At 39.1% G+C, this 24,882-nt stretch carries 20 protein-coding genes; 7 read left to right on the top strand and 13 right to left on the bottom strand.

All coding sequences use genetic code 11. The annotated features are described in order from the left end of the window. Window positions 1–72 precede the first annotated feature (72 nt). Together RMB03_RS08660 and RMB03_RS08655 are read left to right on the top strand one after the other, a co-directional pair. Entirely contained in the window at window positions 73–498 is a 426-nt protein-coding gene (locus RMB03_RS08660) for a hypothetical protein (RefSeq protein ID WP_311075378.1), read from the top strand. Next, a complete protein-coding gene (locus RMB03_RS08655; protein WP_311075377.1) occupies window positions 498–2,180 on the top strand; it encodes a DUF2235 domain-containing protein in 1,683 nt (560 codons plus the stop codon). Before RMB03_RS08660 ends, RMB03_RS08655 begins: the two co-directional genes overlap by 1 nt. A 131-nt stretch (window positions 2,181–2,311) precedes the next feature. Here RMB03_RS08655 and RMB03_RS08650 read toward each other — a convergent pair whose 3' ends face one another. The 9 genes from RMB03_RS08650 to RMB03_RS08610 form a co-directional block, all read right to left on the bottom strand. After that, window positions 2,312–2,671 (bottom strand): hypothetical protein, encoded by a 360-nt coding sequence (locus RMB03_RS08650; protein ID WP_003652784.1) that lies wholly within the window; start codon window positions 2,669–2,671, stop codon window positions 2,312–2,314. Window positions 2,672–3,050: 379 nt separating this feature from the next. Continuing rightward, a complete protein-coding gene (locus tag RMB03_RS08645; protein WP_311075374.1) occupies window positions 3,051–4,409 on the bottom strand; it encodes an amino acid permease in 1,359 nt (452 codons plus the stop codon). 146 nt (window positions 4,410–4,555) lie between these two features. Next, a complete protein-coding gene (locus RMB03_RS08640) occupies window positions 4,556–6,001 on the bottom strand; it encodes an FAD-dependent oxidoreductase (RefSeq protein ID WP_311075372.1) in 1,446 nt (481 codons plus the stop codon). A gap of 18 nt (window positions 6,002–6,019) precedes the next feature. Beyond that, window positions 6,020–7,351 (bottom strand): APC family permease, encoded by a 1,332-nt coding sequence (locus tag RMB03_RS08635; RefSeq protein ID WP_281835512.1) that lies wholly within the window; start codon window positions 7,349–7,351, stop codon window positions 6,020–6,022. Between the two features lie 197 nt (window positions 7,352–7,548). Next, window positions 7,549–8,256 carry a cache domain-containing protein gene (locus RMB03_RS08630; protein ID WP_311075370.1) on the bottom strand — a complete coding sequence of 236 codons (708 nt, stop codon included), beginning with the start codon at window positions 8,254–8,256 and terminating at the stop codon, window positions 7,549–7,551. 65 nt (window positions 8,257–8,321) lie between these two features. Next, window positions 8,322–9,041, bottom strand: coding sequence for a FadR/GntR family transcriptional regulator (locus RMB03_RS08625; RefSeq protein WP_004641942.1), 720 nt, complete (start codon window positions 9,039–9,041; stop codon window positions 8,322–8,324). A 55-nt stretch (window positions 9,042–9,096) separates the two neighbouring features. Further along, the gene (locus RMB03_RS08620) at window positions 9,097–9,867 is read right to left on the bottom strand and encodes a nuclear transport factor 2 family protein (protein WP_231761637.1); all 771 of its coding nucleotides are present in this window, start codon (window positions 9,865–9,867) and stop codon (window positions 9,097–9,099) included. Between the two features lie 28 nt (window positions 9,868–9,895). After that, window positions 9,896–11,326 (bottom strand): gamma-aminobutyraldehyde dehydrogenase, encoded by a 1,431-nt coding sequence (locus tag RMB03_RS08615; protein ID WP_127494204.1) that lies wholly within the window; start codon window positions 11,324–11,326, stop codon window positions 9,896–9,898. Window positions 11,327–11,654: 328 nt separating this feature from the next. After that, window positions 11,655–12,077: an Lrp/AsnC family transcriptional regulator gene (locus RMB03_RS08610; protein WP_002120489.1), complete on the bottom strand. Its 423-nt coding sequence runs from the start codon at window positions 12,075–12,077 to the stop codon at window positions 11,655–11,657. Window positions 12,078–12,213: 136 nt separating this feature from the next. On the opposite strand from RMB03_RS08610, the gene RMB03_RS08605 reads away from it, so the two are divergent. The 3 genes from RMB03_RS08605 to RMB03_RS08595 all read left to right on the top strand — a co-directional run bounded on the left by RMB03_RS08605 (window position 12,214) and on the right by RMB03_RS08595 (window position 16,360). Then, window positions 12,214–13,449 (top strand): aspartate aminotransferase family protein, encoded by a 1,236-nt coding sequence (locus RMB03_RS08605; protein WP_311075366.1) that lies wholly within the window; start codon window positions 12,214–12,216, stop codon window positions 13,447–13,449. Continuing rightward, window positions 13,446–14,540, top strand: a complete 1,095-nt coding sequence (gene astA / locus RMB03_RS08600; protein WP_311075364.1) for an arginine N-succinyltransferase — start codon at window positions 13,446–13,448, stop codon at window positions 14,538–14,540. Before RMB03_RS08605 ends, astA begins: the two co-directional genes overlap by 4 nt. A gap of 356 nt (window positions 14,541–14,896) precedes the next feature. Beyond that, complete coding sequence (locus tag RMB03_RS08595) at window positions 14,897–16,360, top strand: amino acid permease (RefSeq protein ID WP_311075362.1); 1,464 nt, start codon at window positions 14,897–14,899, stop codon at window positions 16,358–16,360. Window positions 16,361–16,442: 82 nt separating this feature from the next. Here the strand turns inward: RMB03_RS08595 and RMB03_RS08590 are convergent, their stop codons facing one another. Next, window positions 16,443–17,903: a coniferyl aldehyde dehydrogenase gene (locus tag RMB03_RS08590; protein ID WP_311075360.1), complete on the bottom strand. Its 1,461-nt coding sequence runs from the start codon at window positions 17,901–17,903 to the stop codon at window positions 16,443–16,445. 130 nt (window positions 17,904–18,033) lie between these two features. Here RMB03_RS08590 and RMB03_RS08585 point away from each other — a divergent pair, with 130 nt between their 5' ends. Then, window positions 18,034–19,104, top strand: coding sequence for an AraC family transcriptional regulator (locus tag RMB03_RS08585; protein WP_311075358.1), 1,071 nt, complete (start codon window positions 18,034–18,036; stop codon window positions 19,102–19,104). Between the two features lie 15 nt (window positions 19,105–19,119). Here RMB03_RS08585 and RMB03_RS08580 read toward each other — a convergent pair whose 3' ends face one another. The 3 genes from RMB03_RS08580 to RMB03_RS08570 form a co-directional block, all read right to left on the bottom strand. Then, on the bottom strand, window positions 19,120–20,016 hold the full coding sequence (locus tag RMB03_RS08580) for a DMT family transporter (protein WP_311075356.1): 897 nt from the start codon (window positions 20,014–20,016) through the stop codon (window positions 19,120–19,122). Window positions 20,017–20,140: 124 nt separating this feature from the next. Next, window positions 20,141–21,688, bottom strand: a complete 1,548-nt coding sequence (gene garD, locus RMB03_RS08575; RefSeq protein WP_311075354.1) for a galactarate dehydratase — start codon at window positions 21,686–21,688, stop codon at window positions 20,141–20,143. Window positions 21,689–21,761: 73 nt separating this feature from the next. Further along, window positions 21,762–23,120 (bottom strand): MFS transporter, encoded by a 1,359-nt coding sequence (locus RMB03_RS08570; protein ID WP_005042042.1) that lies wholly within the window; start codon window positions 23,118–23,120, stop codon window positions 21,762–21,764. Window positions 23,121–23,402: 282 nt separating this feature from the next. Here RMB03_RS08570 and gudD point away from each other — a divergent pair, with 282 nt between their 5' ends. Next, on the top strand, window positions 23,403–24,737 hold the full coding sequence (gudD, locus tag RMB03_RS08565; RefSeq protein ID WP_311075351.1) for a glucarate dehydratase: 1,335 nt from the start codon (window positions 23,403–23,405) through the stop codon (window positions 24,735–24,737). Window positions 24,738–24,882: the final 145 nt, after the last annotated feature.

Here is a 24,882-nt window from a genome sequence, read left to right as displayed (position 1 = left end):
AGTAGAAATTACTACATCTAACAATTGACCAAGTCCAGCTGTAAAAGGTCTAAGATAGCAAGAAGAAATACTATGAGTCTCAAAAAATTATTACTCCTACCAATAAGTTTAGTGTTCAGTTCAGCAGGTTGTGCAGGTATTGGGCCAAATGCAACATATTATATGGGGACAACATCTGTTAATTATAATCCATCATATAATACTTATGATGTGAAGCTAAATAATCATATTATTGGTGGAGCACTAGGTTCAATGAATACTTCGCCAGTGATACTAGGTTTACAGAATGTAACTTGGAAAGATGCTAAAACTGGTGAATTACATACAGCGAAAAATCAAGTTTTTTTAAAAAAGAATGACGTTAAGGATATGAAATATCTTGTTGTCCATCTATACCCAGATGACACTATTGAAATAGTTACATCTCTTAATTGGCCAAATCCAACTGAAAAGGGTTTAAAGTGGCAAGAAAGAATAAGAAAGAATGGGGCTAAATAATGTTTAAAAAAACAGTTATCAAACGAACTATAGAAACTAATAGTGATGTTCCAAACACTTCACCTGCGGCAAAACAAGATTGTTCAGATGTGGTTCATATTTCTGTCTTTTTTGATGGTACAGGTAATAATAAAGATGCTGATGAAGAACTAAAGAAATGGTCAAATCCTGCAAGGTTATGGAAAAGTGCTGATCAATATGCTCAAGAAAGTGAAAGTAACGGGATTAGAACAAATTACTCAATATATGTATCAGGGGTAGGGACACGTTTTAATGGAGAATTAAATATCTTCCAACGAGCACTTGCTATGATCCAAGATCACGGTGGTTTTGGGCTTGGTGTTGGATCGGGGGGGACCCGAAGGCTCGATTATGGAGAAGATCAACTCAATGATGCCTTAAAACAAGTCATGATTATGAATGCCAAAAAAGCAGAAATAGATACGAGTAAATATGCTAGCGAAAAAAAAGTTTATAGTTTTGCTGAAGTAGAGAAAAGTTTAAGTCAACATCGTCTCATCAAAAAAATTAATATTTCTACTTTTGGCTTTTCACGTGGCGCTGCCTTAGCACGTGCTTTTACCAATCAGTTTATGTGGCAGTGTGAATCTGATTGCAATGGTTTAACTTATGGTACTGGAAAATATCCTATAGAGTTTAAATTCATGGGAATCTTCGATACAGTTGCCTCTTTTGGCTTACCTGCGACTAACTTAAATAATAATTTAACTTTTGAAGGCCGTGATATGGTCATTGATGAAAGAGTCAAAATGTGTGTTCATCATATTGCGGGAAATGAACAGCGTTTCGCCTTTCCAGTTGATTTAATTCATAAAGAAAATGGTGAAATTGCGAACTCTAACTGGAAAGAAATTGTTTATCCCGGTATGCATTCAGATGTGGGGGGAGGTTATGCTCCTGGAAGCCAAAATGTAAATGATAACTATGCTCGCATTCCACTTAAGGATATGTTGGAGGAAGCTGTCAATGCGGGTGTTCGTATGTTTGACTATAATCAATTAAAAGAAAAATATGGGGCTTTATTTGCTGATCAGTTTGAAATTCAAGATAAAACCCTACATTTATATAATGCTGTGAAAGCAGAAATGCAATCTAGCGGAAAAATTCAAGATCAAATTATTGCTACCATGAAAGTCTACTATGCGGCTTATGGAGCTTTAGCTGAAAAGAAAATAGTCTCTGTAAGTCAGCAAGCGCGTAATGACAATAAAATTCGTGAATATATTCCGATTGGCCCGTCAGATATGGCAACTGAGATTAGTCGTTTGGAAAAACTACAGAAACTCACTGCTTCAAATACGACAGGGGGAATTAATATCTTTAGATTATTATCGCCTGTTTCGAAAGCTTATGAGTTTTACTTGGGTATTGATGATTGGGAGTTTGCAAGCTGGAGAAAAGGAGCAAGCCCAGAAATTATGGACTTTTATCAGAATTATATACATGACTCCAAATATGGTTTTATTAGCAACGCGGAACCATTTAGTTACTTCCGACAGAGAACAGTTTATGAATCCCGTCGTAGTGGAAAAGGTGAAGATGTAGATAAAAAAGTTGCTGAAGATAAAGCTGTATGCAGTGTAGGTAGTCAAGAGGTTAAGCAAGAACAGCTTTTTGATGAATACCAACAAGTCCAGCAGGGATTGAAAGCAGCCAGTTAACTTTAATACGAGTCGGATTACAGTCTAAAAACTTTCTCATCCATAAAAAATAAGGCTTATATTTATACAGACATGGTGGTATTTATGATAGTAGGAGAGCTAGAGCAACTAGTTCTCCTACTTAATTTGATCTACTTCTTTTGCTTAAAACGGTATTTGCATTTTAGGCAGAGATAGTCCTGAAAAATATTTTTGTCGATCATCACGCCCGCTTTTTTACCAAAAATATTACCCACCACACCGCCAGTGATTCCTGCACTAATTGCACCGACAAAAGTTCCAACAGTTCCACCAACAATCACACCTAAAGGACCAGCAATCGTACCAATAGCTGCACCAACAGTAGCGCCAGTTGCTGCACCACCTACAGTGCCTGCTGTTGTGCCAGCAGCAGTTAGTAAAACACCGCCAGTTGTTCTAAGTAATTTGTCATGGTCACGTGCTTCAATTTCTGTAGAACCACACTTAGGACATTGCAGAGCTTTTTCCATAAAATTTCCTGTCTTTCATCATTGAGTGACACAGTTGACGGCGCTAAATCAGTAAAGTGAGTAAAGAACCTATCTTACGATGGAGTGTCTTTTGCCTGTTGAGTGATTGCAACAATAAACTGGTCTGCTTCGATTTTAGCTGAACATGAGCGCAAATATTTATAGATCATGTAAACACTTGTACTTTAATAATTATCCCATTAAATACCAATCTTTAGAATGACGAAGGATTACATATGAAGTTGTCTAGCAGAGGGTCATTCAATAATGATGAATAGAATGTGAATGGTTTTTTGAGTAGATTTTCTGAAGCTACTTAGGGTGATGAGCTGTTAAATGATAAAAGGCTTATCCTGTTTGAATAAGCCTTCTTTGAATATTAGAGTGCTTTTTTCCAACTTAAAAATTTATATAGTCCAAACATGAAAGTGATCCAGATCGGAAGTAAAATCACCGATTTTTCAAACCCTTGAGTCCACATAATATATAAAATCATGCCAATGAAAATTAAAACAATATAGTTACTCAAAGGCGAAAATAGCGCAGGAAATTTGATAGCTTTACCTTCAAGTTTCATCGCACGTTTAAACTTCAAATGGGTAAAGCTAATAATTGCCCAGTTTAAAACTAAAGCGGCTACGGCCATGTACATGAGATAGCTTAGCGCTTCTTCTGGTACGAAATAGTTAAGTAATACACAACCAAAAATCAAAATAGAAGAGAAGATAACAGCAGCTTTAGGAACACCTTGTTTGCTCACTTGTGCAAAAACTTTTGGAGCATGGCCCTGTACTGCAAGCCCATATAACATACGGCTGTTGGCATACATGCCGCTGTTATAAACCGAAAGCGCAGCAGTCAAAATAATAAAGTTGAGTAAATGTGCAGCCCAACCAATGCCAAGCTGGCTAAAAATCATGACAAATGGACTTTTATCTAATCCACCAAGGTCAAGCTGATTCCACGGAATAAGTGACATAATGATGGCAAGTGAAGCCACATAGAAAATCAAAATTCGAAAGATGACTTGGTTGATCGCTTGTGGAATGCTTTTTTCAGGATTTTCCGCTTCAGCAGCAGTCATCCCAATCAGTTCAATGCCGCCAAAGGCGAACATTAAAAAGGCGAGCATATAAAATAGGCCCGAGAACCCATGTGGGAAAAATCCGCCATGCTGCCATAGGTTTGAGAAGCTAGCGATAGAGTCACTACCCGCTGTAAGCAATAAATATAGACCAAACACAATCATCGAAATGACAGCAGCGACTTTAATAATGGCTAACCAAAATTCAGATTCACCATAAAATTTAACATTGCCTAAGTTTAAACATGTGACTAGAACAAAGAAAAATAAGGCTGATATCCAAGCGGGAATGTGGGGCCACCAATAATGCACATATTTAGCAACCGCTGTTAGTTCTGTCATTGCAACCAGAATGTAAACCACCCAATAGTTCCAGCCCGATAAAAAACCTGGGAATTTGCCCCAATACTTTTGTGCAAAGTAACTAAAAGAGCCGACTACAGGTTCTTCTACGATCATTTCACCCATTTGGCGCATAATTAAAAATGCAACCAAACCGACAATGGCATAACCTAAAATAATAGAAGGACCAGCAGACTGGATGACTTGTGCAGAACCTAAAAATAAACCTGTCCCGACAGCACCACCCATAGCGATTAACTGGATGTGACGATTTTTAAGTCCACGTTTTAATTGGGAAGATGAGTTGCTCAAAATATATGCGCTGAATTAAAAAGCTGGCACTATTGTAATAGATTGGTTAGGGATAACCTAGTTTGAAAAGGATTTTACTCAGTTAAATAAAAAGGATCCGTACAAAGCTATACGAATCCTTTTTTGAAAATTAGTGGTTCTATAAATTAGAAAGACACCATTTTGCCGGGGTTCAGCATTGCACCGATGCCATACATACTTTTTGCGAGCGGAATAACAACGGGTGCAAGGGTACGACCAAACATAATATTTTGATGGTCAATTTTAGATAACATTTCGAAGTCGTTAGATTGCCCAACAAAATCACTTGCGATGGCTTTACCAATACGAACAGTCTGCGCCACACCATGACCGCTCCAGCCGTGAACAGCATAAATTGGGAATTTATTACCAAACTTACGGCTATCCACTGCACCATTTACCGTTAAATCAGTTGTTCCACTCCAGACAAAATCCATTTCTAGATTTTTAATTTGAGGGAACACCGTATGAATTCGGTGCTCTAGATAATTTAAGGTTTTCTCTGGACCCCAACACGTTCCAGTGCCTTGACCACCAAACAGTAAGCGGTTGTTAAACACAGGACGGTAGTAATCAATCTGGAACTGGGTGTCATAAACCGGATGTCCAAATGGCAGAAGCTCTTTTGTATCAAGCTCTAGCGGAGCGGTGGTCGCAACATAGGTATAAAATGGAATAGTGGTATTGTTTTGTTCTGATAAAAGTTTAAACGAAGCATGGTGAATTGCCAAAACCACAGACTTTTTAGCTTTCACGACAGCATTTGCAGTTTGAACATAAATACCATCTGCCTTTTCTTCTATCGAAATGACTTCTGTTTGCTCATAAACAGAACCGCCGTTTTGGCAAAAACCATAAATTAAGCCACGGTTTAAAGCTAAAGGATGAATTTGTCCACCCAACTCATCAATTAAACCCCCCGTATAATAATCAGACTTAATATAGTCCATGAGTTCATGTTTACCTACAATGCGGGTATGGTCTTCACCTAAATATTTTCGGGCGTCGGCGCCTTGGGTCAGACCCACTAAATGTCCTTCATGAACGGCGGCAGTAATGTGACCGTATTTTCGGTCAAAGTTAAGCTGGTATTTTTCCGAGATGTCATCAATAAGTTGCATGGCTTCTGTAGAGGTAAAATGCCACAGTTTTTTTGCATCTTCATAACCTAATCGATCGGCCATTTCTTGAGCTTCCCAGCGTGCCAAACCGGGGGTGAGTTGTCCGCCATTTCTACCAGAAGCTGCACTACCAATACGATTTTTTTCTAATAAAACGGTATCTACGCCTTGTTCGGCTAAATGTAAGGCTGTCGATGAACCTAATAAACCGCCACCAATAACAACCACATCACATTCTAAATCGGCCTTTAAACTGTCAAATGTATGCCAATCAGAAAGCGAGCTTTCATAGTAGTTCGCTGGATTATCTACCGATGTGCCTTCTACAGTGGTTGTGTCAAATTTTGCATGTTTCGGATTTAACCAACTCCATTCTTTGCCCACTTGTAGAGATTTACTTGGTTTATATTCCACGTCTTTTAAAAACAGGGGTTTAGAAATAATATTCATGATGAATTTCCTTAAAAATTAATAAGCATTACTAATAGCAATACTTTGTTTTTTAATCGTTTTATAGATAAATAAAAGAATGCCTAAAGATAACCAGAAACATCCGAAAGTCAGTGAAGATGAGTCAAGGTTAAGCCAGAGACAAATAATGCTGATGACTGATATAAGCGGCAAAAATAGGTTTAGAAATTTATTTTTAAACCCTGAGCGCTGTTTATCTTTAATATAAAATTTCATAAAAACCGAGAAGTTTACGGCTGTAAAAGCGACTAGAGCACCAAAGCTGATAAGGCTTACGACTTGTGCTAAATCTAGAAAAACCGCGGACATCGAAATAAGACCAACAAATAAAACCGAGAAAAATGGTGTACCTAAGGAGATATGAATTGTTCCAAAATACTTTTTAGGAAAAATATTGTCAGTGCCCATTATATACAGTAAACGTGAAGCACTGGCATGTGAGGCTAGGCCAGAGGCAACAGTGTTCATAATTTGCCCGCATAAGAATATGGACTGGAAAAAAGCCCCGCCGACATAAAGCACAATTTCAGGAAGCGCTTCAGTAGGATGCTGAAAGCGAAGATTGTTTGGAAAATAAAGCTGAATAAACCAAGCGGCGGTAAAGAAAATGAATCCACCAGCAAGTGTTGTTAACATGACTGCTCGTGGAATATTTTTGGTGGGTTGTTTGGTTTCATTTGAAAGCGTTGTGACTGCGTCGAAACCTAAAAATGAAAAGCACAAAACTGAGGCGCCCGCCACGAGCGGTAGTAAAGATTGGTGCTCATGCCAGAGGGGAGCCAAGGTAAGCACATGCTCATAACCTTGAGTCGAGCCAATACCCTGAATCACTAAATAGACAAAAATAACCATGAGTATGATGGGTGCAAACACAAACAACAGGCTTAAATTGGCCAGTAAGCGAATACGGAAACAGTTTACTAAGGTGACTAAGCTCGCCGACACAAGCACCCAAAACCAGTAAGGCAGACTTGGAATGAGGGCAGTGAGATAAATTGCGGCAAGCAAAACATTAATGAGTGGTAATAACAGATAGTCGAGTAGGGAGCACCAACCGACAAAAAAGCCACTTTTAGGGCCTAGGCTTTCGGCAGTATAGCTATATGCCGAGCCTGACTTTTCTGAAGTTTTACTGAATCTTGCATAGCTCCAAGCGGTGAGTAACATGGCACCAAGTGCGAGTAAATATGCAAGTGGCACGTGACCATTGGTAATTCCAGAGACAATGCCGAAAGTATCAAACACTGTCATTGGCGTCATGTAGGCAATACCAATAATCGTGACTTGCCAAAGAGACAGTTTTTTTAAGGAAGACGTTTTATTTTCCATGTCATTTCAACCTCAAATTTCGTTGTTTTGCTTTTCATCCGGAAAAGCGATGCTATTTTTGAGCCAAAACTTCCCCAAGACCTGAATGAGCAAGTCTATTTGAAGAAAGTTTGAACAAAAGCCAGAGGCTTCAGGTGCTGTTTCGCTTTGGTGATGCCCTAAAGCAAGGTCAAATATTTAGTATTTTTGACTTCGCTCTAGATAACGACCAATTGAAAAGATTGACACGGTCGTGAGAGAACCTGCTCAGAGCTTTGTCTTCTAAATAGTGTGCCTGTCCTGATGGTGACGTCATTTGAAGTAATGACTCGAGAAGAATCGTTAATCACGATTGCTTTTTGTTTGATGTTTTTAAGCTTCGGCATAAGAAGTTTTTCGAGTGCTGAAACTAAAATGTCGGTGGCAATTACACCGATAAATTGATCACGAATCATGACCGGATGGGCAAGGGTGATGGTATATGCACCATTGCAGATATAGTCGACATAAGGCCCATGGATGCACGGACTTTTATTTTGAGCTGGTTTATGGAACCACTCAAAAGAGCGAAAATCTAAAAATCGCTGAGCATTTTGATAGTTTTCAAGTTTGGCTTGTTGTAACTGATCTTCTTTTTTATACCACCATTCGAGTGTCCAATAATCTTGTTCTTCTTGCGTTGCAGGACTATAACTTGCAAAGCCGATACCTTGACTGTAATGGCTTTCCTGTAGTGCCTTTTTAATTTCCTTTTGCAAAGCTGAACGTTCTGAACCTGAAAGCTTAATATCTTTTGTTTTTTCAGGTTCATGTTTTGACAGAATTTTGCTCGCTTTAGCCGCTAATTTTTCTGTAATGGCTGTCGTTTCTTCAACCACCGTCTTTAACAAATTTTGAAGCTCTTCTATATCTAAATGTTGGGTCATTCCTATAACTCCTAAAATTCCGTATTTCTCACTCGATATTTGATAAGCGCTCTGTTTTATTATTTTTATTCGATAGATAACTTATATCGAAGCATTTGGTCTGTTAGCATCGAAATAATTTTTCGTGCTTGAATAACAGCATCATCTTCATTGCCTTGAACAAAAGATGATAAAAGTTGGTGGTATTGCGCGACGACCAATTGATGAAAATGATCATCTTGATAAAGCACTGCGATGAGCGGTGCCCATTCGGCTTGTATGGTTAACTCTTGATTTGCTAGTCGAGCTGATTGGGCAAAAGAGGTGAGCGTCAGCAAGCAACGTAAATCAAGCTGGGCACGAGTGTCTGCTTCAACGGCTTGTTCAAATTGCTCAATCAATTCTTTGATTTTGCCCAGTTCATATTCAGTGGTTCTTTGTGCTGCTAAATAGGCACCATGGCTTAAAATTGCACTATGAAATTCACCTAGATCAGCAAGATATTCATTTGAAGCTTGACGCAAAGGATGTTTGTTTAAGAGTAAGTCAGAAGGTAACTCACAAACAAAACTTCCACCGTTTCGTCCGCGTCGTGTATCAATCAGACCTTTTACCCGTAAAGTATTTAACGCTTCACGAACGGTAATCGGTGACACTCCCATTAAGCGAGCTAAATCCGCCTCGTTAGGAAGTTGTTCATTGCTTTTGAGCAATCCAGAGATAATTGCATTTTCCAAGCGTTCAACAACTTGTTCCGAGCGAGTTGCCTGAGCGATAGGTGCAAAAATTATCGTATATGCTGACATGGCGAATTCTCTAAAAGCTAAGTCAGTGACTTAGCTTAATGAAACGGATAAATGATTAAAACACGCCATATTGATGGACTGCCTGTTCATCTTCAGGCACAGCTGGTATTGCATCCCAAAGTTCAACAATTTTGCCATTATCTACACGCCACAATTCAAAATAAGCATGTCGATTTCCAGCAATATTTCCTTCAGAATGTGTCAATACAAATTGACCATCAGCAATGGAGCGATGAGTTTTGGAGTATACCAAACCTTGCCCTTCATTACGGATATTGTTCAAAAAATCAATCACTGCCTTAACGCCATCACCAATATCTGGGCTATGTTGAATGAACTGATCGCCTTGGGTGTATTCTTTAAATGCTTCGTAATTACCATCAATTAATGACTTCTTAAAGAAAGAGGTCACAATCTCACGATTTTCCTCTGGGTCATGATGAGTTACGATTTCGGTTGGACCATCTAATTGTGTTCTGCCACTCACATTCGGAGCTGCTTCTGCTACCAGTCCATCCCAATGCTCTACAATTTTGCCGTCTTTCACTCGGTAAATATCAAAGCCAACTAACGGGTTTTCATCTAGTCCTTGAAAGCGCCCATGAATCGCAACCAAGTCGCCATCTGCCAGTACACGCACAGCTTCATGTTGCATGTCGGGGCAGTCTTCTACCAGTTGACGCAATCCTGAAATACCGTTGGCAACCAGTGGAGAGTGCTCAATAAAGTCTTCCGAAAAATAACGGTCTAGAGCAGTGGTGTCATGTAAATTAAATAACTCGTGGTGCGCCTTACTCACAAAGTCTTTCATTTCTTGTTTATTCATTTTGATCTCCTTTCAAATCTGATTTTTATTATTCATTTGAACTCATTACATGTTTAACGCGAGTATATTCTTCAAAACCGTAGCCTGATAAATCTTTACCATAACCTGATTTTTTGAAGCCGCCGTGTGGCATTTCTGCAGTTAAAGGAATATGGGTGTTAATCCAAACGGTTCCGAAATCAAGTTCACGAGACAGGCGAGTTGCACGGGCATGATCTTTGGTCCAAACACTTGAAGCCAAGCCATATTCAATATCGTTGGCTTTTTCGATGGCATCATTTTCATCTGTAAATTTTTGAACAGTAATGACTGGTCCAAAAATTTCATTTTGAATTGCTTCGTCGTGTTGCTTTAAACCACTTATCACAGTTGGTTCAAAATAGAATCCTGGACGATCGGCTTGTTTGCCACCAGTTTCAACTTTGGCGTGAGCAGGTAAGTTGTCAATAAAGGTTTTAACATTCTTTAATTGATTAGCATTGTTGAGTGGACCATAAAGTGCGTCTTGATCATCTGGTTCACCAAAGCGTGTATTTTTTGCAGCTTCAACCAACTTGCTTAAAAATTCGTCATGCACTGCTTCAGCAACAATCACGCGCGTTGCAGCGGTACAGTCTTGTCCTGCATTGAAGTAACCCGTTAAAGCAATCATTTCAACAGCTTTATCGATGTCGGCATCTTCAAAAACGACTACAGGTGCTTTCCCACCAAGCTCAAGGTGGGCTTTCGCTAAATTTGCTGCCGCAGAAGCTGCAACTTGTAAGCCTGCACGAACCGAACCTGTAATAGAAACGAGCGCAGGTGTTTTATGTGATACAACTTTTGAACCGACCTGAGCTTGGCCTAACACCACGTTAAATGCACCTTTAGGAAAAAATGGTGCAGCAATTTCTGCCAGTAAAAGTGTACTTTCTGGTGTTGTGTCACTTGGTTTAAGTACCACAGTGTTACCAGCTGCTAAAGCAGGAGCAATTTTCCAAACAGCCATCATGAGTGGATAGTTCCAAGGTGTAACTTGACCCACTACACCGACTGGTTCGCGGCGAATAGAAGAGGTTAAACCTTCTAAATATTCACCTGAAGCTGTGCCATTCAGTAAGCGGGCAGCACCTGCAAAGAAACGAACCTGATCTGCCGATGCACCGACTTCTTCAGATGCAATTAAGTGTTTTAACTGACCCGTATTACGACTTTGCGCCTCAATTAAACGCTCCGCATTTGCTTCAATAGCATCTGCCAAATTCAATAATGCTTTTTGACGAGTTGAAGGTGTACTGCGTCCCCAAATTTTAAAAGCTTCTTTTGCAGCAGCGTAAGCAGCATCAACTTCTGCCTCGGTTGCATTAGGCGATTGACCATAAACTTCACCAGTCACTGGACTTACCAAGTCGAAATAATCATTTCCTTTGCTAGCAACATATTCGCCGTTAATAAAGTGTTTTAGTTGAGTTTTAGCCATTTTTATACCTTGTCCTTAGGTTTTAACATATAACATATAATACTATATGTATTATGTTTTAAATTTTCTGTCAAATGCTTTGATGAGGGGAGTGAGTGAAAAAAGGTGGAATTTAAATCAAATTAGATTTTAAGTTTTTGATTTGATTGTTTAAAAAAAGTTAAAAATTTATTGAAGATTTTTAGAATAGGTTGAACGTCGTAATAGTTTTGTTGATTTGACGAAAGACAATAGAAGAATTTTTATAATCGAGAGCAGCTTGATGAGCCAAACCTTATGCTTAGCCCATCAATTTTTCGTCCTTATTATTTGAAATTAAAGTGAGTTGTCAGGTCTTATGACTCGCAAGCAGAATGCTGGTTTCACTGTTATAAATACCTGAAATATTTCTAATTCTTTCTAAAACTTTATCGAAGTTTTCTAAAGTGTCAGATCGTAGCTCGACCAAAATATCCCATTTGCCATTGGTTTTATGCAAACATTCGACCGCACTTTCTAGGCGTAGTTCTTTAATCACAGACTGCGCTTTAGTGCCTTCAACCATAATGCTCATCCATGCACGGATGACATTTCGTTCTGCATTGGGTTTAAACCGTACCGTGTATCCGGTAATGATGCCTGACGACTCTAAATACTCGATTCTCTTTTTTACCGTTGCTCTTGAAACGTGAACTTTTTCGGCTAACTCGGTAACAGACATCCGTGCGTTATCTTTAAGCAAACCTAAAATAATTTGATCAATGTTATCCATATTGTAATTGTCAATTATCAGATTGGTAAAAAATAATTCATTTTTTACTGAATTACAAATTTTGTGAATCAATTTGATTTTGAATAATAGGGTCATCAGTTAACCCTAATAATTTTAATTTAATGGACTAGATAAGATGAATAATTTTGCAGTTTCTCGTAGTGACTTTAACGACTGGATGGTTCCAGTTTTTGCACCAGCAAATTTCATTCCTGTACGTGGTGAAGGTTCACGTATTTGGGATCAAGAAAATAAAGAATATATTGATTTTGCAGGCGGGATTGCAGTAAACGCATTAGGTCATGCGCATCCAGTGGCAGTGAATGCTTTAACAGAACAAGCAACAAAACTTTGGCATGTAGGCAATGGTTATACAAATGAACCTGTTCTACGCCTTGCAAAACAACTCACTGAAAATACATTTGCAGACAAGGTATTCTTCTGTAACTCAGGTGCAGAAGCTAACGAAGCGGCATTAAAACTAGCTCGTAAAGTGGGTTTAGATAGCGGTGTTGCTGGTAAAAGTGGCATTGTGGCATTTAAAAATGCTTTTCATGGTCGTACTTTATTTACCGTTTCAGCAGGCGGTCAACCTAAATATTCACAAGACTTTGCACCGCTTCCAAACGGCATTAACCATGTTGCCTTTAATGATTTAGACGCAGCAAAAGCAGTGATTAATGAGCAAACATGCGCAGTCATTGTTGAGCCGATACAAGGTGAAGGCGGCGTTATTCCGGCTGACATCGAATTTTTAAAAGGCTTACGCGCACTATGTGATGAGTTTGGTGCTTTACTTATTTTTGATGAAGTACAAACTGGTGTAGGTCGTACAGGTTCTCTTTATGCCTACATGAACACTGGTGTTATTCCAGATGTTCTTACAACTGCAAAAGCACTAGGTGGTGGTTTCCCAGTTGGCGCAATGTTAACAACCGATAAGTTTGCATCACATTTTTCAGTCGGTACCCACGGTACGACTTACGGTGGTAACCCATTAGCAAGTGCAGTTGCAGGTGCAGTATTCGAATTTATTAATACCCCTGAAGTGCTTAACGGGGTTAAAGCGCGTCATGACTACTATAAAAAAGCTTTAAATAAATTAAATGAAAAATATGAAATCTTTGAAACAATTCGTGGTCAAGGTTTACTGATTGGCTGTGTCTTAAAATCAGAGTTCGCTGGCAAAGCAAAAGATATTAACAACCTTGCGGGTGAAGAGGGATTACTTAGTCTTATTGCTGGTCCAAATGTTGTGCGCTTTACACCATCTCTGCTTATTCCTTTGGCTGATATTGATGAAGGTTTAAAAAGATTTGATCGTGCACTTGCTCGCTTCGTAGCAATTCAAAAGGATGAACAAGCGGCATGATGATTATTCGCTACATCGAACCTAAAGATGTTAATGACCTTTACCTGTTGGCGCAAAAAGCAGGTTTTGGTTTGACATCTTTACAGCCAAATATGGAAAAGCTTGCTGCTCGTATTGAACGGGCGTGTAAAACAGTCGCAGGCGAATTACCAAAGGCAGATCAGGTTTATTTATTTGTTCTTGAAGACACTGAACTCAACAAAGTAGTAGGGGTCTGTGGCATTGAAGTCGCACTTGGTTTAAAAGAGCCTTGGTACAACTTTCATGTAGGGACGCAAGTTCATGCCTCGGAACCGCTAAGTGTTTATAAAGCTTTACCAACACTATATTTGAGTAATGACCATACCAATTGTAGTGAGCTTTGCACTTTGTTTTTAGACCCGGACTATCGCTTAAATAAAAATGGCAAATTTTTATCTAAAGTTCGTTTCTTGTTTCTGTCGGCATTTCGCCAATATTTTGAAGAAACCATTGTGGCAGAAATGCGTGGCTATTCCGATGCAAATGGGCAGTCACCATTTTGGAATGCGGTAGGTCATAAGTTTTTTGATATTGAATTTACCAAAGCCGATTATTTAAGTGGAGTCGGGCAAAAAGCATTTATTGCAGAGCTGATGCCAAGACATCCACTCTATGTCGATATGTTGCCAGATGATGCTAAAGCAGCGATTGGTATTGTTCATCCAAATACTCGACCAGCCTATAATCTCTTGCTAGAAGAAGGGCTGCGCTATAAAGGATATGTCGATATTTTTGATGGTGGGGCGACATTGCAGGCCGATATTGAAAACTTACGAGCGATTAAAGAAAGTCAATCTGTAGTGGTCCAAATTGAACAACCTGAAAATATTGCGGTAGGGGATGAACCTTACATTGTAGCCAATGATGGCTATGAAAATTATCGCGCCATTCTTGTATACAGCAAACCTTATCGAGAAAAGCTGCAATTAACTAAAGAACAGGCAGAACAATTGAATGCCGAAAATGGTTGTTTAGTTCGTGTGCTAAGTGTTCAAGCTAAACAGGTTTCGAGTCCAGAAGTGGTAAACAAACTCAAAGAGACTGATCATTTGCGAATGGCTGTTAATTAAGCAGAAATACTATACATTTCACCAAATTTAAGAAGGAATACTATATTATCGCTAACGCAAGATTGGTACATGGATAAACACAATCTTGCTCGCTGATCTGGAATTCATTAGCCTGCCGCTATTCTATAAACGACAGACAATTATATTGATAGAGGTCAGGCTAATATAATAATGAAGGAAAGGATTTATGATTAATTTTTATTGTTATAGGTAATAGCTTTTAAAAAGGAATTTATAAGGTTTTAAATGATTTAATAATATTTTTAACATGATTTAATGGACTAAATTGATAATCATATAATTTATTTATTATTAAAACATTTACAACGATTGCTATAAATTGGAGTAAATATTACATGAGTAAGAATAACGGAAAGCAATTCCTGGAAGGAGATCTTCTTGGTAGTCAACATATGACTGAGCAAGAAGAAGAGAAATTGCAACGCTCATTAACCAATCGTCATATTCAGATGATTGCGATTGGCGGTGCAATCGGTACTGGATTATTTATGGGTTCCGGTAAAACATTAAGTATTTCAGGAACTTCAATTGTTTTAACCTATTTAATTATTGGTTTCTTCTTTTTCTTCGTAATGCGAGCAATGGGCGAGTTGCTTCTGGCGAATACTAATTTTAAAACATTCGCAGATTTTGCAACGGCATATCTTGGTCCGTGGGCGGGATTCTTCCTGGGTTGGTCCTACTGGTGTAACTGGATTATTACTGCTATTGCCGATGTGATTGTGATCGGAGGGTACATGCAGTTTTGGTATCCCGATTTACCCGTTTGGATTCCTGCATTTACTTCATTAGCAATTTTAACCATACTCAATTTTGTAGCCGTTCGGCTATTTGGTGAACTCGAATTTTGGTTTTCCCTCATCAAAATTACAGCAATTATTCTGTTCATTCTTGCGGGTATTTACTTAATTAGTACCGGATTTACTTCTCCAAATGGTGTTAAGGCATCGGTTAGCCATTTGTTTGAAACAGAGTCGATGTTTCCTTATGGTGTAACAGGTTTCTTGGCAGGCTTCCAAATTGCCATATTTGCGTTTGTGGGTATTGAACTGGTGGGTACAACTGCTGCTGAAACCAAAGACCCGCATAAATCACTTCCAAAAGCGATTAACTCTATTCCTTTACGTATTTTATTGTTCTACGTAGGTGCATTGATTTGTATTATTGCGGTCACATCTTGGGCAAAAGTTTCACCAGAAAAAAGCCCATTTGTAGAAATGTTTACATTGGTGGGTTTACCAATTGCAGCAGGTTTAATCAATTTTGTTGTAGCAACTTCAGCGCTATCTTCTGCCAATAGCGGAATTTTTGCGACCAGTCGTATGTTATACGGTTTAGCATTAGACAATGATGCACCTAAAAGCTTTAGTAAGTTATCTAAAAGTAAGGTTCCAATTAGAGGACTCGTATTTTCGATGGCTTGCGTGACGGTGGGAACGTCTATTTTATTTATTGTTCCAAACGTTATGACTGCGTTTACAATTATTTCAGCGCTCACTTCAATTTTATGTATTTTTACATTCATGTTGATTGTACTTTCTTATATTTCCTATCGTAAAAAATTCCCTGAATTACATATTCAATCCCAATATAAAATGCCGGGTGGATTATTTATGGCATGGTTTACGATGCTGTTTTTAGTTTTCACTATTGTAATTTTAGCTTTAGATCATGACACTTTAATTGCACTTGAGTGTTCACCAATCTGGTTTATTGGTTTGTTTATTGCCTATAGATATAAAAAGAAAAAGATGTTGCAGCTTGATATTTTAAAAGCTCAAAAGGTTGATTATATTTAAATAAAGTCTAGTGGTTTTATTAGAAGTGTTTTTATCTTAAACCCAATAAAAAAAGCCTCATTACGAGGCTTTTTTATAATCCTTATTTAATATTTGGATCACCTTTTTTCAAGAAAAAGCGGATCGCTAATTTTTGTAGGAATGTTCCATAAGGAGGGTGGAAAAGTTGAGTCGGGAAAAACCGATGGCGTGTAAATACCGTTTTTGCATGTGAAAGTTCACGGAAACCTTCTTCACCATGATATGACCCCATGCCTGAGTTGCCGATACCGCCGAAAGGAGCATCATGGTTAACTACATGCCAACCCCAATCATTAATGGTCACACCACCCGAATGAGTTTCACGTAAAATACGATCACGTTCTACTGAGCTATGTGTAAAGAAGTAAAGTGCTAAAGGTCGTTCATCCGATTTCACATAAGTAATCGCATCATCTAAAGAATCATATGCAACCACAGGTAAAACAGGGCCAAAGAGTTCTTCTTTCATAATGCGCATGTCGGGAGTGCAATTAAGCACAATTTGTACAGGCATTCTGCGGCCTTGTTGGTCAAAGCTATAAGAGTCGCAAGGAATAATCCGCGCACCTTTTTCTTGTGCATCGGTCAAAATATCTTGAATACGTTTTAAATGACGGTCATTTACAATGGACGTGTAATTCTCATTGTTTGTAATGTTTTGACCAAACATTTTTATAAAGCTTGATTTTGCAGCATCCACAAATTCATCAATACTTTCTTTGGGAACCAAAGCATAGTCAGGCGCTACACAGATTTGCCCACTGTTGGTAGCCTTACCATGCGTAATACGTTTTGCGGCATCGGCAATCGGGTAGCTACGGCTCACAATTGCTGGTGATTTACCACCTAACTCAAGTGTAACTGGAGTTAGGTTTTCAGCCGCTGCTCTCATTACGACTTTGCCAATAGCTGGAGAGCCAGTAAATACAATATGGTTAAACGGTAAAGAGGTAAATCTTGCTGGGTCTGTAATTTCTTCACCAAAAACTGCGACTTCATCTTCATTAAAGACTTCGGCGAGCATACGTCGTAGCATTGCATTGGTATTCGGTGTAATTTCAGACAATTTAATCATGACTCGGTTGCCCGCAGCTAATGCGGCAATGAGCGGACCAAGTGCTAAATAAACTGGAAAGTTCCAAGGAACAATTACACCAACCACGCCTTTAGGTTGGTATTGCACACTTAAACGATTTGATAAAAATAAAAGCTCGGTACGGCGTTTACTTGGGCGCATCCAGCGGCGTAAGTGATGAATTGCATGATCAGCCTCTAACACAGAGCCAAGTAAATCTAATAGTTTAGATTCATCCAGTGATCTTGAACTAAAGTCAGCATTAATCGCAGCAGCTAAAGCATCTTGATAACGAATAATTTGTTTTTTGAGTTGATGCAGTTTTGTTCGGCGAGCCTCAAGGCTTGGGTAAGGGTCCGCTTCAAAATTAGCACGTTGTTTGGAAAAAATAAGTTCCATATGTTCGGTGGCAGAGCCGCTATATTCTTTTAAAGTGGAGTGTTCCATTTTTATTCCTTCCCATACTTTTGCTTATCATACTTTATGCTTGAAGCGTTGTATGGTCGATGTTAAATTGAGACAACAAGAGGTAGTTTAGTGCCATTATGCACGTCACTCTATGGATGGTGTGAGTTAAATGGCTAATAATATTTATAAAAATACAAATGTTGTTATCGAAGGAAATTATGATAATACATCTTTTGGTTCGAATACATATTTGCTGGGGTTGACCAGTTTATTTGATGAAATGGGCTTGCAAGGCCATTCAATGTCAGATGTTCTATCTGGTACAAATATTTCATCAGATGCGATGAATCAACCCTCTTTATATATTTCTCAACTTCAAAAAATCCAGTTATTTCAAAATATTCAACGTTTATCTCATGATCCGTTAATTGGATTGCGTGCAGGACAAAAGCAGCGGCTGTCAGATTTTGGGGTATATAGTTACGCACTCTATTCTTCGCGTAATTTTAGACAAGCGGTAGAACTTGGCATTCGACATATTAAACTTGCTGGGCCTATTTTAAAGAAGTCTTTTCATATTCGAGAGGATGCTGCTGTTTTTGAAGGGCAAGACATTATTGCACTTGGTAAGCTTCTGCCTTTGGTGTGCGAGTTTTGGTTTAGCTCAATGCAAACCTTAATTGAACGTGTGCTTGAAGGGCCATTTCAAGCAAAGAAGCTTTTATTGCCTTATCCAGCACCTGACTATGCAGGAGAATATGAAAAAGTTTTTCATTGCCCCGTTCAGTTTAATGCTGGCGTAATGCAATGGCATTTTGATTTAAAGTGGCTCGATGTACCTTGTCCAAATGCCAACCCGATTACTGCAGACATGTGTAAGTCTTTTTGTGAGCGGATGTTAGGTACAGCTGAACTTGAAGAGCCTGAGTTGGTGAAAACGATTCGTTTGATCTTGTTAGATGGAACAGGACTTTTCCCATCGGCTCAAGAAATGGCTGAGCGGTTGCATATTTCAAAGCGTACCTTACATCGGCGGTTAGCGGGTTTTAATTTAACCTATCAAGAATTGTTAGATGAAACTCGGCGCCGTCTTGCGGATGAATATTTGCGAGAGACGACTTTATCTATAGATGAAATTGCCGAGAGAATTGGCTTTTCAGATACTTCTAATTTTAGAAAAGCCTATCGGCACTGGACAGGCATTTCACCGAATGAGTATCGATTACAGTATCAAAATTAGAATAAGATTTGCCTGCTACTTAAAGCAAGAGAATAACTTTTTTTGCAAAAATGGATTACAGAGCAAAATAGCAAATAAAATAATAAATATGCCGATCAGAGTAAACAGATCCGGTAATTCATGCCAAAAAACAAATCCCCAAATTCCTGCAAAAATAATGGCAATGTAGTTCATTGGGCCAATTTGTCCTGCTGGTGCTAAGCTATAAGCATAAGACATAAAAAGCTGACTAATGTTTGCTAAAAGTCCTGCGGCAATCAGCAATGCGAGTTCATGCCAAGTGAAAATACGCCAATGCCAGAACATTGGAATTGATGAAATTAAGCTACCAAAAATACAGAAGTAAAAAACAATACGTTCAGGTGGTTCTGTACTGGTTAAAGCTCTTACAGTTACAAAAGCCATCGCTGATAAAAAACATGCGCCTAAACCAATAAAGGACAATGCATTGAGTAGGCCTTGATCGGGTTTAGCAACAAATAAAACTCCAATTAACCCAATAACGGCGGCAAAAATCATCGATTTTGTGATTTTTTCCTTTAAGAAAAGCCATGCAATAAGTGGAATAAAGATTGGAGATGAGTAGCTAAAAACCATCGCATTCGATAGTTTTAAGTTGGCAATGGCATAGAAAAAACCATACATTGCAGCGAGCCCCACGACACTTCGCCACGTGTGCATCCAAAGCTTATCGGTCTTAACAAAGTCCAGCCCTTGCTTAAAGAGCATAGGAATAAAAATAAATAAACCCACTGCATTTCTAAAAAATACGACGGTGGCATTGTCCACTGTTTGTGAAGCAAAACGAATGCATACTCCCATAATGGAAAATAATAATGCCGATGTCATGAGACAAAGCAATGCTTTTCCAAGTTGAGTTGAGGGGAGAGTTGGAGCAGTCTGGTTTTGCATAGAGAAATAGAGTTCTTAATTTTCTGTGTTATTTTAGCAGCGATGGTAAGTTTTGGTGAAATGTGTCGTAATTAATAACTAAAATGTGAAAAGATGAGGAAATGTCCTCATCTTTTAAATCTTATTAGGTCACAGGTGCAGGGTTAAATACAGCAAGTGAGTTATGGATTCCCCAACGGTCCGACCACGTTTGTTGCTCACCACTCGCCACTTGTAAAATCAGTTCAAAAAGTTCCCAGCCCACTTCTTCAATGGTTTTCTTACCAATGGCAATATCACCAGCGCTGATATCGATCAGGTCATACCAACGGTTTGCAATATTGTTTCTGCTTGCCATTTTAATGACAGGCACTGCTGCTAAACCATAGGGGGTGCCACGACCTGTGGTAAAGACTTGAACGGTAATTCCCGATGCCATTTGTTGAGTACCACAGATAAAGTCACTTGAAGGTGTTGCTGCAAAAATTAATCCTTTTTTAGTCGGTCTTTGCCCGGGTGAGAGGACTTCTACAATCGGTGAGCGACCAGATTTAGCAATCGATCCCATCGCTTTTTCTACAATGTTATTGAGTCCACCTTTTTTATTGCCCGGCGTGGTATTGGCACTTCGATCTACTTGGCCTGCTGCTAAATAGTCATCGTACCATTTCATTTCCCGAATTAAGTCTTTGGCAACTTGTTCATTTGCTGCGCGTGGGGTGAGTAGGTGAATACCATCGCGAACTTCTGTAACTTCGGAAAACATGACTGTGCCACCACATTGCACAATCAGGTCGGCTGCAAAACCAATGACAGGGTTTGAGGTTACTCCAGAAAATGCATCACTCCCACCACATTGCATTCCTACGACAAGATGAGATGCTGGAACTTCTTCACGTGTACGCTGGTTTAATTTTTCCAGATGTTGTTCTGCCACGGCTAAAATATGGTTCACCATACTTTCAAATCCGTTATGGCGTTCATCTTGCAACTGAATAATGTCTTCATTTGCTAGGGGAATATATTTGTTTTCTTTTGGAATATTTAGGAGTCGTTCAGGTTGCATTTTTTCGCAGCCCAGACTTACAACAATAATCTCTCCACCAAAATTAGGGTTGAGTGCAAGATTATGGATAGTACGAATAGGCACAATTGCAGCAGGTGCATCAATGGCCACACCACATCCATATAAGTGGTTTAAACCGACGACACCATCTACGTTTGGATATTTAGGTAATAGATCTTTTTCAATAATTTTGACGACATAATCGACAATACCTTCTACGCAGTTAACGCTTGTGGTAATGCCTAAAATATTTTTTGTGCCTACGCTGCCATCTTTATTTTTATAGCCTTTAAATGTATATCCGCTAAGAGTAGGAAGTTGTGGATCAGGACGGGTTGCTAACTCGAGATCATCTAGTTCAGGTGCTTGGGGCATTTCGGTAACATTTTCATTCACCCATGAGCCTGCAGGTAAGTCTTTGTTGGCATAGCCAATCGTTTCGCCATAACGAATAATTGCTTCGCCCTGTTTTAATTCTTCTAATAAAACTTTATGCCCTTGAGGTACATGATCAACCAAGGTTAATTGATATTCTTCAATATTTGTAGATGGTGGCAAACCGCCGTCATTAACTACAATAGCAACATTATCAAGGGGACTAATTCTTATCAGGATAGGCTTGGGCATGATCATTCCTTGTATACATTTGAAGAGGGGGGCTATAACGCTTAATTTGTTCAAGCGTTATAGCGCTAAAGTTTTAAGATGTTGGTTTTAACTCGAAGCGTTGGATCTTGCCGACAATAGCGGTATAGCAAATGACAGCTGCAATTGCATGCACGCCTACATAAGTCAATGCAAGGTTGAAAGAACCCGTACTTGCCAAGACATATCCGATCACAATTGGGGTGACGATTCCTGCTGTATTACCAAATGCATTCATCATTCCACCAGATAGTCCTACCATTTCTTTCGGTGCAACGTCAGACATAACTGCCCAGCCTAAAGAGCCTACGCCTTTACCAAAGAAAGATAACGACATAAAGAACACGATGGCCGCTTGAGAATCGACGTAATTACACATAATGATTGAGGTTGAAACTAAGAATCCGACCACGATTGGAAGCTTTCTTGAAAAGCTTAAGCCATAATTCATGCGAATTAATTTATCCGAAATTAACCCGCCTAAAATCCCGCCCACAAAGCCGCAGAGTGCAGGTGCAACTGCTGCAAAACCAGCTTCTAAAATGCTGAGATGTCTTTCTTTTACAAGATAGACAGGAAACCAAGTCAAGAAAAAATAAGTGAGCGTATTTACACAATATTGTCCAATGAAAATACCGAGCATCATGCGTGATGAGAGTAGTTGTTTGACCTTGCTCCATGTAATTTTTTCTTTTTTAGTATTCTGGCTATTTTCACCCATGTCGAGTAAAGCACCTTCTGAAGCAATATATTTTACTTCTTCTGGGTTAACTGTCGGGTGGTCGGTCGGGCTATAAATAACTTTTAGCCAGATAAAGGAAAGTAGAATTCCTAAACCACCCATGACCCAAAAAATAGATTGCCAATGTACGGTTGCAACAAGCCAACCCATGAGGGGGGCGAAAAGTACAGTGGAAAAATAAGAAGAAGAGTTGAAAATGGCAGCAGCCGTTCCGCGTTCTTTGGTAGGGAACCATGCAGCAGCAATTTTACTGTTACCTGGGAAAGCTGGTGATTCGGATAATCCAACTAAAAACCTTAAGACAAATAGAGAAGTAATAATGGTCGCTGTGTCACCTAAAATATTGGTAAACCCAATTAAAACAGTGAATAAAGACCATAAAAACAAGCTCCAGAAATACACACGGCGAGCACCGAACTTATCGAGTAACCAACCACCTGGAATTTGACCAATAACATAAGCCCATGCGAAGGCTGAGAAGATATATCCCATGGTAACCGAGTCGATGCCCAGTTCATGAGACATTGGCGTTGCAGCCATTGAAAGGGTTGCACGATCACCGTAATTAAAAGCCGTTACCAAAAAAATCATCGCTAGAATGTAATAGCGAGTTTTCGTATGTTTGGCTCTTTGCTGAGTCACTACAGCGATATTTGTTTGCAAATTATCCATATACAAACTCTTTTAATAATCGACCTATTTGCATATCCGTGAAATAGGTGACGTCATGTCAAATTCATCGATAGAATAGATGAGAAAACGGAATTTTGTATCTACTCTATAGTCCTAGTTCTAAAACCGCGCCTTTAGATGTATGACATCATATGATTAAAAATATTATTTTGGCAAGTAGCCTCGAAAAATAATTTTTATGCGAGATTATATTGACAAGTCATATGATGTCTTGTAAGTTTTATTTGTGAAAAATACATCAGTATGCCAAGGAGTATTTTAATGGCGACCTCTACACCTATCGTTAAATCAATTCGAGCAATTCCTGTTGCTGGACATGACAGTATGCTGCTCAATTTGAGTGGTGCCCATGGACCTTATTTCACTCGTAACATACTTATTATCGAAGATAACTCTGGAAATATTGGTGTTGGAGAAATTCCGGGTGGAGAAAAAATTCTAGCCACATTAAATGATGCAAAAGCATTGGTAGAAGGGCAGCCTATTGGGGAATATAAGAATTTACTCAAAAAAATCCAGCAAAATTTTGCTGATCGCGATAGTGGTGGACGAGGGAACCAAACCTTTGATTTACGTACCACAATTCATGTAGTGACTGCCTACGAGTCAGCATTACTTGATCTGCTTGGTAAGCATTTAAATGTGAATGTTGCAAGTTTACTTGGCGAAGGGCAGCAACGTAGTGAAGTTGAGGTTTTAGGATATTTATTCTTTATTGGCGACCAAAAACAGACTTCTTTAGACTATGCGACCACACCTCAGCATAACCATGACTGGTACAAAGTTCGTCACGAAAAAGCATTAACACCCGATGCTGTACAGCGTTTGGCCGAAGCATCTTATGACCGATATGGCTTTAAAGACTTTAAGCTTAAAGGTGGGGTGTTGCACGGTGAACAAGAAGCTGAAGCTGTCACAGCAATCGCGCGCCGTTTTCCAGAAGCACGTGTGACGCTTGATCCAAACGGAGCATGGTTTTTAGACGAAGCAATTGCGTTAGGCAAACATCTTAAAGGTGTATTGGCTTATGCAGAAGACCCGTGTGGTGCAGAACAAGGTTATTCAAGCCGCGAAATTATGGCCGAGTTTAAACGTGCCACAGGTTTACCCACTGCGACCAACATGATTGCTACTGACTGGCGAGAAATGTCGCATAGCATTCAGTTGCAAGCCGTTGATATTCCTCTGGCTGATCCACATTTTTGGACATTGGAAGGTTCGGTTCGAGTTTCACAGCTCTGCAATATGTACAACTTAACGTGGGGTTCACATTCTAATAATCACTTCGATATTTCACTTGCTATGTTTACCCACGTTGCAGCTGCTGCGGTAGGTAAGGTAACGGCAATTGATACACATTGGATTTGGCAAGAAGGTACAGATCAGCTAACGAAAGTGCCGCTTGAAATTAAAGACGGTAAAATTCAGGTACCAACAGCACCGGGGCTTGGTGTTGAGCTGGACTGGGACCGAATTAACCAAGCGCATGAACTCTATAAATTAAAAGGTTTAGGTGCCCGTAATGATGCCGATGCCATGCAATTTTTAATACCAAACTGGTCGTTTAATAATAAAAAACCGTGTCTGGTTCGTTAGTTTTAAATACAACATGTTTTTATTTTATGGCTGCCCTGATGGGCAGCTTTTTTGTGTTTGTACACAAATTTGAGGTGATTTTTAAATTTTAAATATAAAACAAATATTTAAGTCTAATTTAATTAGGTTGTTATAGAGGAGTTTT

Origin of the sequence: Acinetobacter sp. V91_7, from assembly GCF_031799075.1 — a bacterium.
In the GTDB taxonomy this organism is placed as follows: Bacteria; Pseudomonadota; Gammaproteobacteria; order Pseudomonadales; family Moraxellaceae; genus Acinetobacter; species Acinetobacter calcoaceticus.
The sequence above is the reverse complement of the archived record's forward strand: the minus strand, read 5'-3'. Positions and strand labels throughout refer to the sequence as shown.

Coding starts and splice junctions, on each gene's coding strand:
- gudD (WP_311075351.1), top strand. CDS start 23,403: ATGGCGACCTCTACACCTATCGTTAAATCAATTCGAGCAATTCCTGTT.
- RMB03_RS08585 (WP_311075358.1), top strand. CDS start 18,034: ATGGCTAATAATATTTATAAAAATACAAATGTTGTTATCGAAGGAAAT.
- RMB03_RS08590 (WP_311075360.1), bottom strand. CDS start 17,903: ATGGAACACTCCACTTTAAAAGAATATAGCGGCTCTGCCACCGAACAT.
- RMB03_RS08570 (WP_005042042.1), bottom strand. CDS start 23,120: ATGGATAATTTGCAAACAAATATCGCTGTAGTGACTCAGCAAAGAGCC.
- RMB03_RS08605 (WP_311075366.1), top strand. CDS start 12,214: ATGAATAATTTTGCAGTTTCTCGTAGTGACTTTAACGACTGGATGGTT.
- RMB03_RS08580 (WP_311075356.1), bottom strand. CDS start 20,016: ATGCAAAACCAGACTGCTCCAACTCTCCCCTCAACTCAACTTGGAAAA.
- RMB03_RS08650 (WP_003652784.1), bottom strand. CDS start 2,671: ATGGAAAAAGCTCTGCAATGTCCTAAGTGTGGTTCTACAGAAATTGAA.
- RMB03_RS08615 (WP_127494204.1), bottom strand. CDS start 11,326: ATGGCTAAAACTCAACTAAAACACTTTATTAACGGCGAATATGTTGCT.
- RMB03_RS08635 (WP_281835512.1), bottom strand. CDS start 7,351: ATGGAAAATAAAACGTCTTCCTTAAAAAAACTGTCTCTTTGGCAAGTC.
- astA (WP_311075364.1), top strand. CDS start 13,446: ATGATGATTATTCGCTACATCGAACCTAAAGATGTTAATGACCTTTAC.
- RMB03_RS08660 (WP_311075378.1), top strand. CDS start 73: ATGAGTCTCAAAAAATTATTACTCCTACCAATAAGTTTAGTGTTCAGT.
- RMB03_RS08595 (WP_311075362.1), top strand. CDS start 14,897: ATGAGTAAGAATAACGGAAAGCAATTCCTGGAAGGAGATCTTCTTGGT.
- RMB03_RS08620 (WP_231761637.1), bottom strand. CDS start 9,867: ATGAATAAACAAGAAATGAAAGACTTTGTGAGTAAGGCGCACCACGAG.
- RMB03_RS08640 (WP_311075372.1), bottom strand. CDS start 6,001: ATGAATATTATTTCTAAACCCCTGTTTTTAAAAGACGTGGAATATAAA.
- RMB03_RS08630 (WP_311075370.1), bottom strand. CDS start 8,256: ATGACCCAACATTTAGATATAGAAGAGCTTCAAAATTTGTTAAAGACG.
- RMB03_RS08610 (WP_002120489.1), bottom strand. CDS start 12,077: ATGGATAACATTGATCAAATTATTTTAGGTTTGCTTAAAGATAACGCA.
- RMB03_RS08625 (WP_004641942.1), bottom strand. CDS start 9,041: ATGTCAGCATATACGATAATTTTTGCACCTATCGCTCAGGCAACTCGC.
- garD (WP_311075354.1), bottom strand. CDS start 21,688: ATGCCCAAGCCTATCCTGATAAGAATTAGTCCCCTTGATAATGTTGCT.
- RMB03_RS08655 (WP_311075377.1), top strand. CDS start 498: ATGTTTAAAAAAACAGTTATCAAACGAACTATAGAAACTAATAGTGAT.